This is a genomic window from Pseudomonas sp. S3E17, assembly GCF_024168685.1.
GTDB classification, from domain to species: Bacteria; Pseudomonadota; Gammaproteobacteria; order Pseudomonadales; family Pseudomonadaceae; genus Aquipseudomonas; species Aquipseudomonas marginalis.
In genome coordinates this window covers 4,190,892-4,207,257 of record NZ_JALJWE010000001.1, presented here as the reverse complement: position 1 = coordinate 4,207,257, position 16,366 = coordinate 4,190,892, and the positions used below count along the sequence as shown (strand labels likewise).

Genomic DNA, 16,366 nt, shown 5'->3' with positions numbered 1-16,366 from the left:
GATACTGAGACTGACACACTGCAATCGGGGGCAAGCCCCCTCCCACATTGGATCTTCATTGGGGCGCAGGTTCGGGCGCAGGCTTGGGCACCAGGTCCGGCAGCGGTGGCGGCAGGGGTTGCCAGGTGGCATCCGGCTGTTGCATCGGCGGTGGCAGCGCCGGCGTGGGGTCGCCGCCAATCGGCTTGAGGATCATTTTGTCGGTGGTGTCGCGCAGGATCATGCCCTGGGTCGAACTGCGCGCCTCGGTGCCGCTGTGGAAGGTGCTGATCTGGGCAATCGGCAGGTCCAGGTTGCGTTCGATCCTCGGGGTCAGCAGCAGGATGATCTCGGTTTTCTGCTGGGTATTCTGGTTGGTGCCGAACAGCTTCTTGCCGATCCACGGGATCTGGCTCAACCACGGCAAACCCGAGCCCTCGTCGACGTCCGCCGTGCGGATCAGCCCCGAGACGATCTGGGTTTCATTGTTGCGCGCGGTCAGCAGGGTCTTGGTGGCCCGTGAGCCGAGTTCGAAGGTGGCCGGTACGTTTTCCGAGCCGGGAATACGCTTGGTGATATGGCTCATTTCCACGTTCAGCTCCAGGTTCACCTCATCGCTCAGGCTGATATTCGGCTTGACCGTGATCTGCAACCCCACGTCCTGGTAAGACACCGACGAGGTGGTGATCTGGTTGGCGGTGGTGGTGGTCACCACGGGGATCTTATCGCCGATGTTTACCTGGGCTTCTTCGCGGTTGCGCACCCGCACCCTGGGGTTGGCCAGGGTCACGGTGTTGCCGCTGCGTTGCAGCATATTGATGCGCGCCGAAGTACTGCCCGCGTCGAGCAGGATGTTGTCGCCATTGATCCCGTGCAATGCGCTGAGCGGGATGCCTGCCAGTCCGGCAGGCACGTTGGCCAGGTTGCCCACGGACAGGCCGATGCTCTCCGGGTACTGGATGCCCAGGTTCAACTCGTCGGTCAGGCTGACCTCCAGCACCTGGATGTCGATGGTCACTTCCGATTGTGCGATATCAATGGCTTCCACCAGTTTTTCCACGGCGCTCAGGGTGTCCAGGCCATCGCGCACGATCACTGCGTTCAGGCGTTCGTCCACCAGCACCTCCTTGGGCTTGAGCACCTGTTTGATCTCGGCGGCGATGACCTTGGGGTCGCCATGGCTGAGGTAGAAGGTGCGCACGGCCAACTCGCGGTATTCCCGTTCCTTGTCCGGGCGGCGGGGGTAAACCAGGAGGGTGTTGGCGTTGAGGACCTTCTTGTCCAGCCCCTGGGTGGTCAGCAGCAGGTTCAGCGCGTCTTCAGCGGTGGTTCGGCTTGCGGTCATGCTTGCCGAGGCGCTGGGATTGACGTCCTTGTCGATGACGAAGTTGACCCCCGACAGGCGCGCAATGGTCTCGAAAATCGTGGTCAGGCTTTGGGCGCTGAACTCCAGGCTCAGGGGTTTGCGCATGGCCTCGGAGAGGTCGGCGCTGAGGTAATCGGCGCTCACCAGTTCACGGGTCAGGGCATTGCGAAAGTCCAGGGCCTCTCGGTAGTTGGGCTTTTGCGCGATGATCCGGCGCACCAGGTTGAGGGCTTCCACCGGGTTGGAACGCTTCATTTCGTAGGCCTGGGCCAGTTGCGGGCGCAGCTGTTTCATCGCCTGGATGCTCTGGATTTCCTGGCGCGCGCCGAGGTTGCTGGGGTCGTATTTGAGGATGGTTTCCAGGGCGCGGATGGCAGCGGCATCGTCGCCACGCATCAGCGCGGTGCTGGCTTCGCGGCTGTATTGAGCTACCAGCAGTTCCAGCTTGCTGAAGTTGGCGGTGCGCAGTTGCACATCGTCGGGGGCCTGTCTGGCTTCGGCTTGCAGCACTTCGACCGAGCGGATGATGTCGCCCTTCTGGCGCAACTCGTCGCTCTCCTTGATCGCCCGCTGGGTCTGGCAGGCGCTGAGCAGGGCCACGGCGAGGCTCAAGGGTATCCACGTGCGTATGGCCATGATCGTGTCCTGCGCCGGTCAGTGAGTGTCCAGCCGCAAGGTGCTGACATGCTTGAGGGGCATGTAGGTCAGCACCACGGCGGTGTCGGTGAGTTTGTCCAGCCGGTAGTGCGCGTCGAGCATCCTGCCGGGCACGATGCGCCCGGGTACCGAGCAACGGTTGCACAGGGTGTACTGGCTGCCATTGTCGCTGAGCACGACGATTTTCGCCTGGTTCTCGTAGCGCCATTGCGCGCTCACGGTGAAGGGCAGGGGCGGTGGCTTGGGCGTTGAGGTGTCGACCGGTATGGGCGGCGGTGCAGGTGTCCAGGTCTGGGCGGGAAACAGGTCGATGGCTTCGGCCACCGCCGGTGCCGGTGCGGCAACCGGTGCCGAGGGCACCTCTACAGGGCGGGCGATCACTGGCACCGGCGAGGGTGCGGGGTTGTCCGCAGTGTCCTGCCAGAACAGCCAGCCGCAGCCGATCAAGGTCAGCAACAACAGCACGCGCAGATACAGCGGCAGCGTCATTCCACCACCCCCAGCACACTCACCTTGAGGCTGATGTTCAACATGCCGCTGGTGATTTCCTTGCGCTCCAGGGCCAGGCGTTCGATGCGCACGGCCGGCTCGTTGGCGACGTCGTCCAGGGCATCGCGCAGCAAGGCGTAGGGGCCGACGAGGGGAATGTCCACGTCCAGCCGTTGCAGCCCGGTGTTGCCGGGCGCGGAGTAGGCCAGGGTGGTTTGTTCGATGAGAAAACCGCGCCGGGTGAGGACGTCCAGCAGCTTTTCCAGGCGTGGGGCGAAGTCCTGTGCACTGGGCAGGCGTTCGACCACGGCCGGTTCGGTCACCTGCACATCCTGGGGCTGCTCGGCGATACCGGCCTCCAGTTCCTGGCGCCGCAGGCTGTCGGCAATGCCTGCCGGATGAATCACTGTGACTTCGATCAGCAACGTTGCCGCCATCAGCCCCAGCGCCAGCAGCCCCCAAAAGCCCAGGCGCTGCTGCCATTGCATCAGGTGCCAGCGCACGCGCGGGAGGTGGCGAGTCAGTGCGTCCATGGGCGACTACCCTGCACCAACCGCAAGTTTGACCTGCACCGGGTGTTGCGGGTCATTGGCCTTGCGTGCGCTTTGTTGCAGGTTCACGTGCACCCCTGGCTGGGCCTTGAGCCGTTCGACAAAGCGAAAGGCATCGCCCAGCACCTTGGCTTCCAACTCCAAGTGAATCAGTCGGGCCTGGGTGTCGACCTCCACGCGCGTCAGCGCGACTTCCGCGGACCAGGCCCGGGCCACGGCGTCCATCAGCGCGAAGGGCGTGTCCTGCTGTCGGGAAAAGGCGGCCAGTTGTTGTTTCTGCTGGGGTGACAAGCGAATGGCGGCCTGGATCAGTTGCTCCTGGCGGCGTGTCAATTCGATAAAGCGCTGCTCCAGTGCGTCGGTCTGTCGTTGCTGATGCTCCATGCGCTGCCAGTGTTGCCAGGTCACGAAGACAAGCCCGGCGGCTACCAGCCACAACACACTCACCAGCGGCCGATAGACGGCATTGGGGTGCAGGAAGTCGACGTCCGGCGCCTGCCGCTGTCGCCAGGCACCGGCGAGTTGTGATTTCAGCTGAGCGATCATGCCAGCGGCTCCCCCAGCCAGGGATGCAGTGGCCCCAGCCAATGTTCAGTGGGGTGATTGGCGACGACCCATGTGGCCGCCGCGTGCCGTTGCGCCAGCAGGTCGGCGGTGAACAGGTTGTCGCTCAAGGGGCTGCCGGGTGGGGTTTGCAGCACGCAGACTTGTTGAGCCACACCCTGTTGCCGGTAAAGGCAACTGAGACCTCGCGCCTCAGGTACCGCCAGCACGCAATCGTCAGGCAATTGCTGCCAGTACCGTTGGGCCACGGCCGTCAACAATGGCGCGCATGTCACCAGCGGCAGGTGCTGTTGCTTGAACAACTCCCGCAGGTCTTGCAGCAAATTCCGTGGCGTCGCGACCGCCAGGCGTTCATCTCCAAAGGTGCTGTTGGCGACTTGCACTTGCCACTGTCCGGGGTCGGTGCCGGCCTGTTGGTTGAAGGTCACTTCGGCCAAGCCTTGCCAGTCGGCCTGGCTGTACACGCCGGTTTGCCACGCCAGCATCAGGTAGTGCACATGGGGGAAGCCCAGCAGCACCGTGGCCCGGTCCAGAAACCCGACGCGGCCGCGCGGCGCCTGTTCCAGCAGTTCGGCACAGGCGGCCAATGGCTCGCCAGCCTGTTGCGCACGCCATACTGCCGCACCGCGCCAGCGCGGTCGTGCGGCCCATTCGGCGCCGTCGCTGTGCAGCCACACCACATGCTCAATAAAGGGAAATGACACGGTGGATCTCCTTGAGCGTGGTGTCGCCCTGGGCGGCGTGGGCCAGGGCGATGTCGCGGATAAACACGTGGCCGGCTTCACGGGCCAGTTCGCGCAGGGTGGCGGCCGAACTGCGGTTGAGCAGGCCCTCCTTGATGCTGTCGGTCAGTGTCAGCACTTCGGCCAGGGCGAGTCGGCCGCGATAGCCGGTGTGACGGCAGGCCTCGCAGCCTTTGCCCACGCGGTAGTGACCCTGTTGGAGTTGAGCCTCGGCGAGTTGGGCGAGGTGGGTGATGTCAGGGTCGGGGTCGGCATCCGTACCGCAATCCGGGCAGATGCGCCGCACCAGGCGCTGGGCGACCACGCCGTTAAGGGCTTCGACAACGCTGGCCGGGTCCACGTCCATGTAGGTAAAGCGCTCCAGCACACTGAACGCGCTGTTGGCGTGCACCGACGACAGCACCAGGTGCCCGGTCAACGCCGCTTGCACCGCAATGCCCGCCGTTTCACCGTCGCGTATTTCCCCCACCAGGATGGTGTCCGGGTCGTGACGCAGGATCGAGCGCAGACCACGGGCGAAGGTCAGGCCCTTCTTGTCGTTCACCGGGATTTGCAGGACCCCGGGCAGTTCGTATTCCACCGGGTCTTCGATGGTGATGATCTTTTTCTCGCCGGTATTGGTCTCCGACAGGGCGGCATACAGCGTGGTGGATTTGCCGCTGCCGGTGGGGCCGGTCACCAGCAACATGCCGTAGGGTTCGCCGGCCAACACACGGATGCGTGCGATGGTCTCGGCGTTCAACCCCAGGGTTTCCAGGCTCAGGGACTCGCCGCGCTGGGACTTGTCGAGAATCCGCAGCACCGCATCTTCACCGTGGATGCTGGGCATGATCGACACGCGAAAGTCCACTTCGCGACCCTGGATCTTCATCTTGAAACGCCCGTCCTGGGGCACCCGCCGCTCGCCGATATCCAGCTCCGACAACACCTTGATCCGCGACAGTGCCTGCTCAGCCATGTCCATGCCGCTGGCCTGGCCCATCTGCTGCAACACGCCGTCGATGCGGTACTTGATTACCAGGCCCTGGGGGGTGGTTTCCACATGGACGTCGCTGGCACGGCTTTGCAGGGCGTCGAACAGCATGGAGTTGACCAGGCGCACCACCGGGTTGTCGTCGCGGGCGATGCTGCTCAGGGAAATTTCCTGGGCGGCCTGGCCGACGCGGGCATTCTCGTCGTCCTCGCCGAAGGGTTGCATCACCCGTTGGCTGGCTTCGGCCAGGCTCAACTGGGCCTTGACCGCGCCGGGCAGGCTCATGGCCAGGGGCAGTTGACGCAAGGTTTTCGAGGATTGCAGCCAGTGCCGGCTGGCCAGGGTGAAAGGGTCTCCCAGTACCAGGCACGGCTGGCCGTGGTTATCCACCGGCAGCACGTTATGGATCAGCGCCTGGGGCAGTGCCAGCAGGTCGAAGCGCCAGTGTTCACTGAGGTTTTCCGGGGCGATGGCAAGCAGGCCCAGGGGCTGGGCGATGGTGCTTAATTGGTCGGGCGCCTTCTCCAGTACCTCCAGCAGGTAATTGGACAAGCTCAGCCCGCGTTGCTCTGCAAGGGCCTGCCATTGCCGTGTCTGTTCGCTCATCGCACTACCCCTGGATGGAGCCTGCCAGTTCGAAAATCGGCATGTACAACATGAATACGATCAGGCCGATCAGCCCGCCCACCACCAGCATCAACATGGGCTCGAAGACCTTGCTGAACAGCTCGATGGCACGCTCCAGCGCTTCATCGTGGAACTGTGCGATGCGCTCGCACATCGCCGCCAGCTCGCCGCTTTGTTCACCCACGCGTAGCAGACGTTCGGCGACGGCGGTGGTCAATCGATGGCGGGCGAGGGCAGTGGACAGTGGCTGGCCGGCCTGGATGTCGGTCATGGCCTGGTGCAGGTCCGCCTGGCGTTCCACGGGCAGCAGCGCACCGGACAGCTCCACCGCAGTGACCACTGGCATGCCGCCCATCAGCAACATGCCGGCGGTGCGATAAAAGCGCGCGAGGATAAACAGCGTGCGCTGGGCGCCCAGGCTGGGGATCTTCCAGAACAGCTGGGCGACGCGGCGCTTGAACCCGGCGCTGCGCAACAACAGCACCAGCGCGGCAATCGCCAGCACCAGGCCAAGCAGCAACTCCATGCCGCGCGCGTCTACCAGTGCGCCCCACCACACCATAAAGCGTGCGGTGGCCGGCAGGTCGGCCACCGCGTCGAACACCGAGGCAAAGCGCGGGATCACGAAGAACAGCAGGAACAGCAGGATCAACGCGCCCACGCTGAGCACCACCAAGGGGTACATCAGGGCGCCGCTGACGCGCTTCTTCACGGTTGCCAGGTGGGCTTCAAAATGATGGTAACGGCGCAGGGCCACGGCCAATTGGCCGCTGTGTTCCGAGGACGCCACCGTGGCAATCAACAGCGGCGGGAAGGTCTGCGGCTTGAGCTGCATTGCCCTGGACAGCGAGTTGCCCTCATACATCGAGGCGAGCAGCTCGCTCATGACCTGCCGGTTGATGCCGGCGGGCGCCTTGTCGCGCAGGGTCTCCACGGCTTCCACCAGCACCAGGCCGGCATCGAGCAGGACTACCAGCTCCTGGATAAACAGGCCCAGGGCGAACGTACTGCGACGGCTGGGCAATTTGAGTGGGCGGCGGGCTTTCAGCGAGATGACCTGGGCGCCGTCGGCCTGCAGTTGCTGGCGCGCCTGGGCGACGTCAACGGCTTGCAGGCGCAGGGTCTGCACATGGCCGTCACGGATGATGCGCACGTCAACGTCGATCATGGCATTTGCCCCGCCCGTTGTTGGCGCTGTTGCAACAACACCGCGTAGTAACGCCACACCGCCAGGGCGTAGCGTGAGCGCCGTGCTTCCCGGTCCGGCTTGACCCCGGCGTTATAGGCACCCACGGCCTGCCAGCCATAACCCTGCTCGCGGATAAACCCGGCAAGAATCCACGCGCCCACCATGACGCTGGTGCAGGGCTGGGTGATCAAGTGCTGCTCGGTGATGCCGAACCGGGCCAGTGCGGGCAAGTGACGGCTGTTGATTTGCATCAGGCCGATGTCCTGGCTGCCATCGCTGTTGAGGTTGCGCGCGCTGGGGTTGAGGCCGGATTCGACCTTGGCGATGGCGTACAGCAACAGCGGGTCGACGTGGTAGCGGCTGGCTGCCAGTTGCCAGCAGTTGGCCTGTGCGGTAGCCGTGAGGCACAGCAGTATCAGGACCCGCCGCAGCGTGTACATGTCACAGGCCGTACACAATGTCGGCGTAGGTGTTCACCCCGCCGGCCTTGCCGTCACGGCCCAGGCAGATGATCTCCGCATCGTTGGGCGGTGTGCCGGGGTTCTTGTAGAGATACGGGTTACCCCAAGGGTCTGGCGGCAGCGTCTTCACATAGGGGCCCTGCCAATGGCTGGCGGTGGCGGGCCGGGTGGTGAGGGCGTCGAGGCCGAGGGTTTCGTCGGGGTAGTTGCCGTTGTCCAGGCGGTACTGGTTCAAGGCATCGGCAAGGGCTTTCATCTGGCCCTGGGCGGTTTGTACCTTGGCCAGTTCCAGACGGTCGAACATCTTCGGGCCGACGTAGCCGGCGAGCAGGGCGATGATCAGCAGGACGACCAGCAGCTCCAGCAAGGTGAAGGCACGCTGGGGGCTGTGGATAAATGAGTGAATACGCATGGAAATACCCTGTTGGGAGTGCCAAGGTACGGCGGTTGTGTATAACTCTCCCGGCCCGCTGTGAAGCGGGCACCGCCGGTAGGACTGCGTTAGAACCTTTTCAATTCAAGTACATCTTCAACTGTAGCGTTGCTCGATATAAGGCGCCGTGAGGCGCCCTATAACGTTTGGCTCTTATGCTTATCCAGTAACTGAATATGCGTTCGAGCGGGTCATTTAACGTCGTCCCAGGCCTGGCCCCACGCTGTGCCCGTGCCGGGGGCATACGCCCATGCGGCGCCTGCACACCATGGGGTGAAGGGCTGAGGTTTGCATTTATAGTTTTTGCCGTTGTTGGTCACGATGTCGCCGGCCTTGTACGCAGTGCCTTCTTTGTAGGCCGGGTACTCTTCGCCACCACCTGCTGGTTTAACGATAACGATGACGGGGGGCGCGGCTGTACTTTTTTTGTTCTTATTGTCATACACCCGTAGTTCAATCTTGAGTTCCGTGTCCTGATTTACCGAGGGAGCAGTGAACGTGGCTGTCGACTCGTGGAAGCTGCCGCCCTGGAAGTGGTTGGTCCACATCCATCCTGCAGCACCTGGGTTGTATACCGTAGAACCGGTGCCATCCATGGTGAAACGCTCACCTGATTTAACGTTTGCATGGGGTTTGATGACCGCTACCGGTGGGCGTTGATCGATAGGGGTTTCACCGCCGCCGGCGATGATCGACATCACTTGTTTGTAATCCGGGTGGGTGGAATAGGTTGAGTTGGCCAATGGGTTCGCCGAGTCGAACGTAACCGTACCATTGGTCTTCACGCCGATTCTGGCAATGGCCGGTGGGACTTGGTTGGCTATCTCTTGTCCCCATTTGCCTGGAGCCAAATTATCGGTTCGGATTTTATGGGTAATATCGACCAATTCTGTTCCTTTGACATCGGCCCCAAAGATCCGGAAGTGTACGTCGTCGCCGACGTTGAGCGATTGCATATCAGGACCAATGTACGGGCCAATGTTCGTCAGAGGGTCTGGAACACCGCCCGCTTGGAACCTTACATCTGAACAAGAAATGAAGAACTCGCCGTTCGGATCATCCCTGACCCATACCCCTACCACTAACCCATTACCTGATGCGTTGCTGGGGATGGGGCGATTTATGAGGTAAAAGCCTGAAAGCCCCTTGAGCAAGGGGAGAGGGTTCCAATTGGTGTAGGCTTTTTCGAGTCTTTCGGATGCCCCCAAAGCGATCAAATCGCTCCACTTCAATACGTCAGTTGCACTGTTAAAATCCGGCCTGGTTACAAACGCATAAAACGTGCTGGGCACATGAAGAATCGTGCCAACAAGGCGAATCGTCAGTGATTGACCTGGGACGATATCTGTCTTGGTCCATAACGGAGTGGGGTAATCCAGACTGGCCTTTTTAGGATCATTTGCTGCGCATATGTGGCCGTCCGGGATAGTGGCCTTGATCTGATCCATGGTCGGATGATTGATGTGAGGAATCTTCGCAACCTCATGCCATTGATCGGCGGCAGTAGCCCATTCACTAGGTGAACTGAAGGTTTTTGTAAAAGCCTCCCGACAGCCTTCATCTCTAATAGAAGAGCCATTGGCAGAGCCCCACTGCCCTCCTGTTGCGTAACAGTTCATCGCGCGGGATGGGGGTGTTTCGACAGCCCCATGCCCCCATCCCGCGGCGGGTGCCAATAACACCCCTGCTAGCACGCACTTGAATAAAACGCTCATATATCTCTTTAAGTGATTCATGCTCAAGTCCACCTTCAATCCAGATAAACAAGTTCCGAACTGCTGGAACGATCAGTGTGTTCATATCGTTGAAATCATTGAGTCAGCTGATCTCCCAGAGGAGTGACGCGGGTTGCAGGGTTACTCTGTACAGAGCCATACAGAAACACCCACCCTTGATAACTGCCTTGCCCTGTAAAACTCTGATTGATAACCGCAAAGTTGCCTTGCTTGAACGGCGTACCCTTGGCCTGGCTGAACACGCCCATGACGGTTTCGCCCGGCCCTGGCACGACGCCCCAATCGGTGGTGCCGGTCAGCGGGTCGCTGTAGATCCGGCGCAGGTAGCGCTTGGTGGTGGGTTGGCGACGGTCGAGGACCAGGTCTTCGAGTGACTTGGGAAAGGTATTGCCGGCCGCGTAGTACAACCCGATCGCCCGGCGGATTTCATTGCCCCGCGCCAGCAGTTCCAGCTCGCGTTCGCGCTGCAGCACGCTGGACCACAGGGTGCCGACTTCCATCAGCATCACGGCCACCACCGCCACTGTCACCAACATGCCCATGAACACCGAGCCCTGCTGGCTGTGCTTACCAGTCGGCATAAGCGTTCCCGTTCGTGTCGGTCCCCGTGGCACCGCTGCGTACATCGCCCAGGCCTTGTTCGTCCGAAGGTTGCAGTTGCCAGGTGTCACGCCTGCCGGTCAGCGGGTCCATGGGGATCTCGCGCAGGTAGCGACGGTCCACCAGGGCTTGCAGTGACTCGGGATTGGCGCCGTGGTCCTCGCGGTATTGGTCAAGGGCCTGGCGAATGGAAGACAGGTTGTGGCGCAGCACGGTTTCCTGGGCCTTGGTGTGCTGGCGGAAGTACTGCGGGGTGACCAGGGTCATGAGGGTGGCGATGATCGCCATGACCACCAGCAACTCAATCAGGGTAAACCCTCGATCACCATTGGCTGTATGACGTTCCATTCAAGCTCTCCCGGGTGCTTCGGGATGAAACGTCGAATACATCTTCTCCCTCTTGTGGGTTGTCGGCGCTGCTCTTGTAACTGCGCAATTGCCAGGTTTTGTCAGCCGCCAGCTCGGGACATTCGCAGAATGGGTCCCGGGGAATACGTCGCAGGAAATAGAGTTTGTTGCCTTGCAGATGGGTTTTGTCCGTTACGCCTTCGACCAATACCTGCAGGGAAGGTGGATAACCGCTGTCGGTGATGCTCTTTTCAATGCGGCCATCGTCACTGGCGTCTTTGTAGGCATCGATCGCACGCCGGATTTCCCGCAGCGAGCGTTGCAGGTCCAGTTCTCGATCACGTTTACCCATCAATGCTGTCAGCGGATAAGCCACTGTCGCAAGCGTGGCCAGCAGGGCCAGCGTCAGTAGTAATTCAATCAGCGTAAAACCTTTGGCGCAGTGATGGCTGGGCTTGCCCTGCCACATCACCGTTCTCCCTCCCGATCAGGCTGCCAAGGACTTCCGCGTTAACCCAGGCCATGGAATTGACTGCAAGAGTGAGTGTAGATGCTGGGTGTTTTTTGTACAGGTTATGGGTTTACCCACAAACGCTGTGAGCGTAGCTGTGGATAAGATGTTCGTGGGTCTCCACAACCCCCGTAAATCAACGCCTGCAAGCCGTTGTACGAAAAACAACCAAGCTAAGTCACGGTTTTTAGGTGTTTTTTTGTGTGGATAAGGTTGAAGTGGTGTTCGGACTTTCCCCCAAAGTCTGTTGGCGCTTCTGTGGATAAGATGTTTGCTATCCGCTACAGGCCTTATGAATAGAGGCTTTCCTTCGTCTGGTTGTTTATTGATCAAATTGCCGCTAAACCCCAGGAATATAGCTGGAACCCTTGGTATATGAAGGTTTGACGCGGTTTTCCACAGCGCTGCCGAAGTTGCCCCCAAAGTCTGTTGGCGGTTCTGTGGATAAGGTGTTTGCGTACCGCTACAGGTCACGTTCTACGTGGCTTTTAGGGTTTTGATCAATAAATGATCAATGTGTCGCTGGAACCGTCAACTTGAATAAGTCACGGATTTTCTTCAATTAATTTTGGTTGGATAGCGCAGTTGCCCACAATTGCTGTGGGTGGCTTTGTGGATAAGTTGTTGGGTAAAGGCTGGAGGGCAGGCTGGCAGTGGTCTGCGAAAGAGTTGATCAAATATTAAGCAGTGTGAGGTTCAAGTGGGAGAGGGGGCAAGCCCTAATGCCAGTCAGTTAAGCGTACATCGCCTCCTGTAGGAGCGAGCTTGCTCGCGAAAAACGTCAACGATAACGCGTGCTTCCTGAATGAACGCGGCGCTTGTGAGTTTTTCGCGAGCAAGCTCGCTCCTACAAAAAGCCTTAAGCCCCCTCTCACAGTTTTGAGCTGTGGGTATCGGTTATTCGTGTGCAGCCACGCCTTTCAGGTAAGGCGCCGGCGCTGCGCCGAGGTTGTTCAACATGCGCTCGCTGTACCAGTCCACGAAGTTCACCACGCCGAACTCATAGGTCTTGGAGTACGGGCCGGGCTGGTAGGCGGTGGAGTTGATCCCGCGCTGGTTCTCCTCGGCCAGGCGACGGTCCTGGTCGTTGGTGGCGTCCCACACCTGGCGCATGCGCTCCACGTCGTAGTCCACGCCTTCCACGGCGTCCTTGTGCACCAGCCACTTGGTGGTGACCATGGTTTCCTGGGCGCTGATCGGCCACACCGTGAACACGATGATGTGGTCGCCCATGCAGTGGTTCCAGGAGTGCGGCAGGTGCAGGATGCGCATCGAGCCGAGGTCGGGGTTCTTGATACGGCCCATCAGCTTGGCACAGCCCTGCTTGCCGTCCAGGGTCATCGACACGGTGCCCTTGAGCAGCGGCATGCGCACGATACGGTTGCGCAGGCCGAAGCTGGCGTGGGCGTAAGGGATCTTCTCGGCATCCCAAGCGGCGGCGGAGGCTGCCACGTGGTCTTTAAAGGCCTGATCGGCGCGCGGGTCGGTGACGTCGTCCCATTCCAGCAGGGTTTTCAACAGCTCGGGGTGCGACGCGTTGCAGTGGTAGCACTCGCGGTTGTTTTCCAGCACCAGCTTCCAGTTGGCTTTTTCCATCAAGGTGGTTTGCACCGCCACCTTGGTGTTTTCCATGTCGTAGGGTTCCATGTAGTGGTTCAGCGTCGACAGGAAGTCATCGATGGCCGGCGGGTTCTCGGCCAGGCTGATGAAGATGTAGCCGCCGGCGGTCTTCACATTCACCGGCTTGAGGCCATATTGCTTCATGTCGAAATCGGCGCCCATCTCGGTGCCGGCGAACAGCAGGCGCCCGTCCAGCTCGTAGGTCCATTGGTGGTAGTGGCACACCAGCTTGGCAACCTTGCCCTTGTCGCTGGTGCACAGGCGCGAGCCACGGTGGCGGCACACGTTATGGAACGCATGCACCACGCCTTCGGCGCCACGGATCACGATGATCGGGTTCTTGCCCACTTGCAGGGTCAGGTAGTTGCCCTTGGTGGGGATCTCGCAGGTCATGCCGGCGATCAACCACTCTTTCTGGAAGATCTCCTGCATGTCGATATCAAACAACCGCTCATCAGAGTAGAACGGCTGCGGCAGCGAAAAGGTGCGCTCGCGCTCTTGCAGCATTTGCGCGGTGGCCTTGCGTGCGGGTTCCAGCGGATCGCCCAAGCTTAAGGTTGCGGTGACGTCCATCGTGTGTGTCCTCAAGGCCATTCTGTGTGGCCGACGAATAGTGGCTGATCAGGTTTGCAGCAAGGCGTAAAGAAAGCGTCGTTGTTGGGAGCGAGTGTGGGGCTGCTGATGCGCCGAACCTTATCCATGAGCGACATGGCCCACTCTGTTCCCGACGCGCAACCCCCGTGGTATGGGGGCTGGTCGCGATAAGTATGTGAATGTCGCAGATAGGTAAATGGGCGGTTCCCGCGTTACGCAGAATCGCCACCATAAGGCCGACGTCGGCGGTGGAGAACAACATGTCCAATAATTTCCTGAATCCGGTAACCACCCAGACCTGGGCCAATGGTCGGCACATCGTCCGTTGCGTCAAAGTCATCCAGGAAACCTGGGATGTGCGCACCTTCTGCTTTATGGCTGACCAGCCGATCCTGTTCTTTTTCAAGCCGGGGCAGTTCGTCACCCTGGAGCTGGAAATCGAGGGCCAGCCGATCATGCGCTCGTACACTATTTCCAGTTCGCCGTCGGTGCCCTACAGCTTCTCGGTGACCATCAAGCGCGTACCGGGCGGCAAGGTGTCCAACTGGCTGCACGACACCCTGCATGAAGGCCAGGAATTGGCGGTGCACGGGCCGGTCGGGCTGTTCAATGCCATCGACTTCCCCAGCCCGAAAGTGCTGTACCTCAGTGGCGGCGTGGGGATCACGCCGGTGATGTCCATGGCCCGCTGGTTCTACGACACCAACGCCAACGTCGACATGACGTTTATCCACAGTGCCCGTTCGCCCAAAGACATCATCTACCACCGCGAGCTGGAGCATATGGCGTCGCGGATCGACAACTTCAGCCTGCACCTGATCTGCGAAAAACACGGCCTGGGCGAGCCCTGGGCCGGTTATCGCGGTTACCTGAACCACAAGATGCTCGAACTGATGGTGCCCGACTTCCTTGAGCGCGAAGTGTTCTGCTGCGGCCCGACGCCCTACATGAATGCGGTGAAACGCCTGTTGGAAGTCGCCGGTTTCGACATGGCGCGCTACCACGAGGAATCCTTCGGCGCCACGCCGCCGGAAGCCCGCGCCGACGCGGTGGAGCAGGCCGAGCAAGCGGCGGATGCCCCGGAAATCGATCTGGCGGATCTGCATCAAGTGGAGTTCATCGCCTCGGGCAAGAGCATTCGCGTCGCCCCTGGCGAGACCGTCCACGCGGCGGCGGCCAAGCTTGGGCTGTTGATTCCAAAGGCCTGCGGCATGGGGATTTGCGGGACGTGCAAGGTGATGAAGCTGGGCGGTGAGGTGGAGATGGACCACAACGGCGGGATCACCGAGGAAGACGAAGCTGAGGGTTACATCCTGTCGTGCTGCAGCGTGCCGAAGGGGGATGTGCGCATCGAGTTCTGATCCACTCAGCTCGTTCCCACGCGAGCGTGGGAACGATCAAGGGGACGTCGGAGGTCATGAATCTCCGACGTGGGGGTTAACGGTTACTGGGCGTAGATGTGGACCACAAAGTGCTGGCCTGATGCTGTCAGTTCATAGACTTTGTCGTAGATCCGCAGCGTCCGCGATGACTCTCGGATAGTGTCGCCGACTTTTGCGTACTTCCTGAACTCATCCCAATCAATCACGGTGGTGTTGACGGTGCCGTCGCCTTGCAGGGTGTTGCCGTTGCTTTGATATTCCATGGGTTTGGCTCTCTTCTGGATTTCCGTTTCCAGCCGAATGGTCGGCAGGCAGTTAGCCCGAAAGGGCGTCTCTGCAGCGACGTTTTCCTTTCGGGTTCCAAGAGGCTAGCCAATGAAAAGCCAGTGCGCAGCTGTCAGAAATATCAATTGACAGACTCGGCATTGCGCCAGCATCTGCTGCGGTCAGGCGCCCATCACTGTCCGAATATCCGCCGCCAATTCTCGTACGCGCTCTTCGTCGGTATCCCACGCGCACATGAACCGCGCCCCGCCTTTGCCGATGAAGGTATAGAAGCGCCAGCCCTTGGCCGTCAGCGCGGCAATCGCCGGTTCCGACAGTTGCAGGAACACGCCGTTGGCCTGCACCGGGAACATCAGCTCCACACCGGGAATATCCGCCACCAGGCTACTGAGCAATTGCGCGCAGTGGTTGGCGTGGCGCGCATGTTTGAGCCAGGCGTCGTTTTCCAGCAGTCCCACCCAAGGGGCGGAGAGGAAGCGCATTTTCGAGGCCAGTTGGCCGGCCTGTTTGCAGCGGTAGTCGAAGTCTTCCGCCAGTTTGTGGTTGAAGAACAGGATGGCTTCACCCACGGCCATGCCGTTCTTGGTGCCGCCAAAGCACAACACGTCCACTCCGGCTTTCCAGGTCAGGTCGGCGGGTGAGCAGCCGAGGAACGCACAGGCGTTGGAAAAGCGTGCGCCGTCCATGTGCAGGTTCAGCCCCAGTTCCTTGCAGGTAGCACTGATGGCGCGGATTTCTTCCGGGGTGTAGACGCTGCCGACTTCGGTGGCTTGGGTCAGGGTCACTACGCGGGGTTTGGGGTAGTGGATGTCCTGGCGCTTGAGGGCGATCTCGCGGATCGATTCCGGGGTCAGCTTGCCGTTTTCGGTGCGGGCGGTGAGCAGCTTGGAGCCGTTGGAGAAAAACTCCGGCGCGCCGCATTCGTCGGTTTCGACGTGGGCGGTTTCCGAGCAAATCACGCTATGGTAGCTCTGGCACAAGGAGGACAGCGCGAGGGAGTTGGCGGCCGTACCGTTGAAGGCGAAGAACACTTCGCAGTCGGTTTCGAACAGGTTGCGGAAACCGTCGGCGGCGCGGTGGGTCCATTCATCATCACCGTAGGCACGTTGATGACCCTGGTTGGCTTGTTCCATGGCGGCCCAGGCTTCGGGGCAAATGCCCGAATAGTTGTCACTGGCGAATTGTTGGCTCTTGTCGGTCATGGCCCATTCCTGTGGTCGATGTTGGTGCGCACTGTAACCAAGATTGTTGACGCTGC

Annotated in this window: 17 protein-coding genes; 1 reads left to right on the top strand and 16 read right to left on the bottom strand. The window is 60.7% G+C overall.

Going from position 1 to position 16,366, the window contains the following annotated elements:
* Positions 1–55 precede the first annotated feature (55 nt).
* The 14 genes from J3D60_RS18965 to gbcA form a co-directional block, all read right to left on the bottom strand.
* The gene (locus J3D60_RS18965; RefSeq protein ID WP_253492402.1) at positions 56–1,981 is read right to left on the bottom strand and encodes a secretin N-terminal domain-containing protein; all 1,926 of its coding nucleotides are present in this window, start codon (positions 1,979–1,981) and stop codon (positions 56–58) included.
* Between the two features lie 18 nt (positions 1,982–1,999).
* Positions 2,000–2,491, bottom strand: a complete 492-nt coding sequence (locus tag J3D60_RS18960) for a hypothetical protein (protein ID WP_253492400.1) — start codon at positions 2,489–2,491, stop codon at positions 2,000–2,002.
* Entirely contained in the window at positions 2,488–3,024 is a 537-nt protein-coding gene (locus tag J3D60_RS18955) for a hypothetical protein (protein WP_253492397.1), read from the bottom strand. Before J3D60_RS18955 ends, J3D60_RS18960 begins: the two co-directional genes overlap by 4 nt.
* 6 nt (positions 3,025–3,030) lie before the next feature.
* Positions 3,031–3,588 (bottom strand): hypothetical protein, encoded by a 558-nt coding sequence (locus tag J3D60_RS18950; protein WP_253492394.1) that lies wholly within the window; start codon positions 3,586–3,588, stop codon positions 3,031–3,033.
* Complete coding sequence (locus J3D60_RS18945) at positions 3,585–4,310, bottom strand: hypothetical protein (protein ID WP_253492392.1); 726 nt, start codon at positions 4,308–4,310, stop codon at positions 3,585–3,587. The genes J3D60_RS18950 and J3D60_RS18945 overlap by 4 nt, the downstream gene beginning before the upstream one ends.
* Positions 4,291–5,928, bottom strand: a complete 1,638-nt coding sequence (locus J3D60_RS18940) for a GspE/PulE family protein (protein WP_253492390.1) — start codon at positions 5,926–5,928, stop codon at positions 4,291–4,293. The genes J3D60_RS18945 and J3D60_RS18940 overlap by 20 nt, the downstream gene beginning before the upstream one ends.
* Before the next feature lie 4 nt (positions 5,929–5,932).
* Positions 5,933–7,117, bottom strand: a complete 1,185-nt coding sequence (locus J3D60_RS18935; protein WP_253492388.1) for a type II secretion system F family protein — start codon at positions 7,115–7,117, stop codon at positions 5,933–5,935.
* On the bottom strand, positions 7,114–7,578 hold the full coding sequence (locus J3D60_RS18930) for a transglycosylase SLT domain-containing protein (RefSeq protein ID WP_253492386.1): 465 nt from the start codon (positions 7,576–7,578) through the stop codon (positions 7,114–7,116). The genes J3D60_RS18935 and J3D60_RS18930 overlap by 4 nt, the downstream gene beginning before the upstream one ends.
* Before the next feature lies 1 nt (position 7,579).
* Positions 7,580–8,011 carry a type II secretion system major pseudopilin GspG gene (gene gspG / locus J3D60_RS18925; RefSeq protein ID WP_253492384.1) on the bottom strand — a complete coding sequence of 144 codons (432 nt, stop codon included), beginning with the start codon at positions 8,009–8,011 and terminating at the stop codon, positions 7,580–7,582.
* A gap of 212 nt (positions 8,012–8,223) precedes the next feature.
* Positions 8,224–9,768, bottom strand: a complete 1,545-nt coding sequence (locus tag J3D60_RS18920) for a lytic polysaccharide monooxygenase (protein ID WP_253492381.1) — start codon at positions 9,766–9,768, stop codon at positions 8,224–8,226.
* A 74-nt stretch (positions 9,769–9,842) separates the two neighbouring features.
* Positions 9,843–10,349: a type II secretion system protein gene (locus tag J3D60_RS18915; RefSeq protein WP_253492377.1), complete on the bottom strand. Its 507-nt coding sequence runs from the start codon at positions 10,347–10,349 to the stop codon at positions 9,843–9,845.
* Positions 10,336–10,716 carry a type II secretion system protein gene (locus J3D60_RS18910; protein WP_027605986.1) on the bottom strand — a complete coding sequence of 127 codons (381 nt, stop codon included), beginning with the start codon at positions 10,714–10,716 and terminating at the stop codon, positions 10,336–10,338. The genes J3D60_RS18915 and J3D60_RS18910 overlap by 14 nt, the downstream gene beginning before the upstream one ends.
* On the bottom strand, positions 10,691–11,185 hold the full coding sequence (locus J3D60_RS18905) for a type II secretion system protein (protein ID WP_115485635.1): 495 nt from the start codon (positions 11,183–11,185) through the stop codon (positions 10,691–10,693). Before J3D60_RS18905 ends, J3D60_RS18910 begins: the two co-directional genes overlap by 26 nt.
* Positions 11,186–12,124: 939 nt before the next feature.
* Complete coding sequence (gene gbcA, locus J3D60_RS18900; RefSeq protein WP_065938190.1) at positions 12,125–13,420, bottom strand: glycine-betaine demethylase subunit GbcA; 1,296 nt, start codon at positions 13,418–13,420, stop codon at positions 12,125–12,127.
* Between the two features lie 281 nt (positions 13,421–13,701).
* Between gbcA and gbcB the strand changes: the two genes are divergently transcribed.
* Positions 13,702–14,802 (top strand): glycine-betaine demethylase subunit GbcB, encoded by a 1,101-nt coding sequence (gene gbcB / locus J3D60_RS18895; RefSeq protein ID WP_065925442.1) that lies wholly within the window; start codon positions 13,702–13,704, stop codon positions 14,800–14,802.
* An 83-nt stretch (positions 14,803–14,885) separates the two neighbouring features.
* Here gbcB and J3D60_RS18890 read toward each other — a convergent pair whose 3' ends face one another.
* A complete protein-coding gene (locus J3D60_RS18890) occupies positions 14,886–15,086 on the bottom strand; it encodes a hypothetical protein (protein WP_065938191.1) in 201 nt (66 codons plus the stop codon).
* 183 nt (positions 15,087–15,269) lie between these two features.
* A complete protein-coding gene (locus J3D60_RS18885; protein WP_065938192.1) occupies positions 15,270–16,310 on the bottom strand; it encodes a low specificity L-threonine aldolase in 1,041 nt (346 codons plus the stop codon).
* Positions 16,311–16,366: the final 56 nt, after the last annotated feature.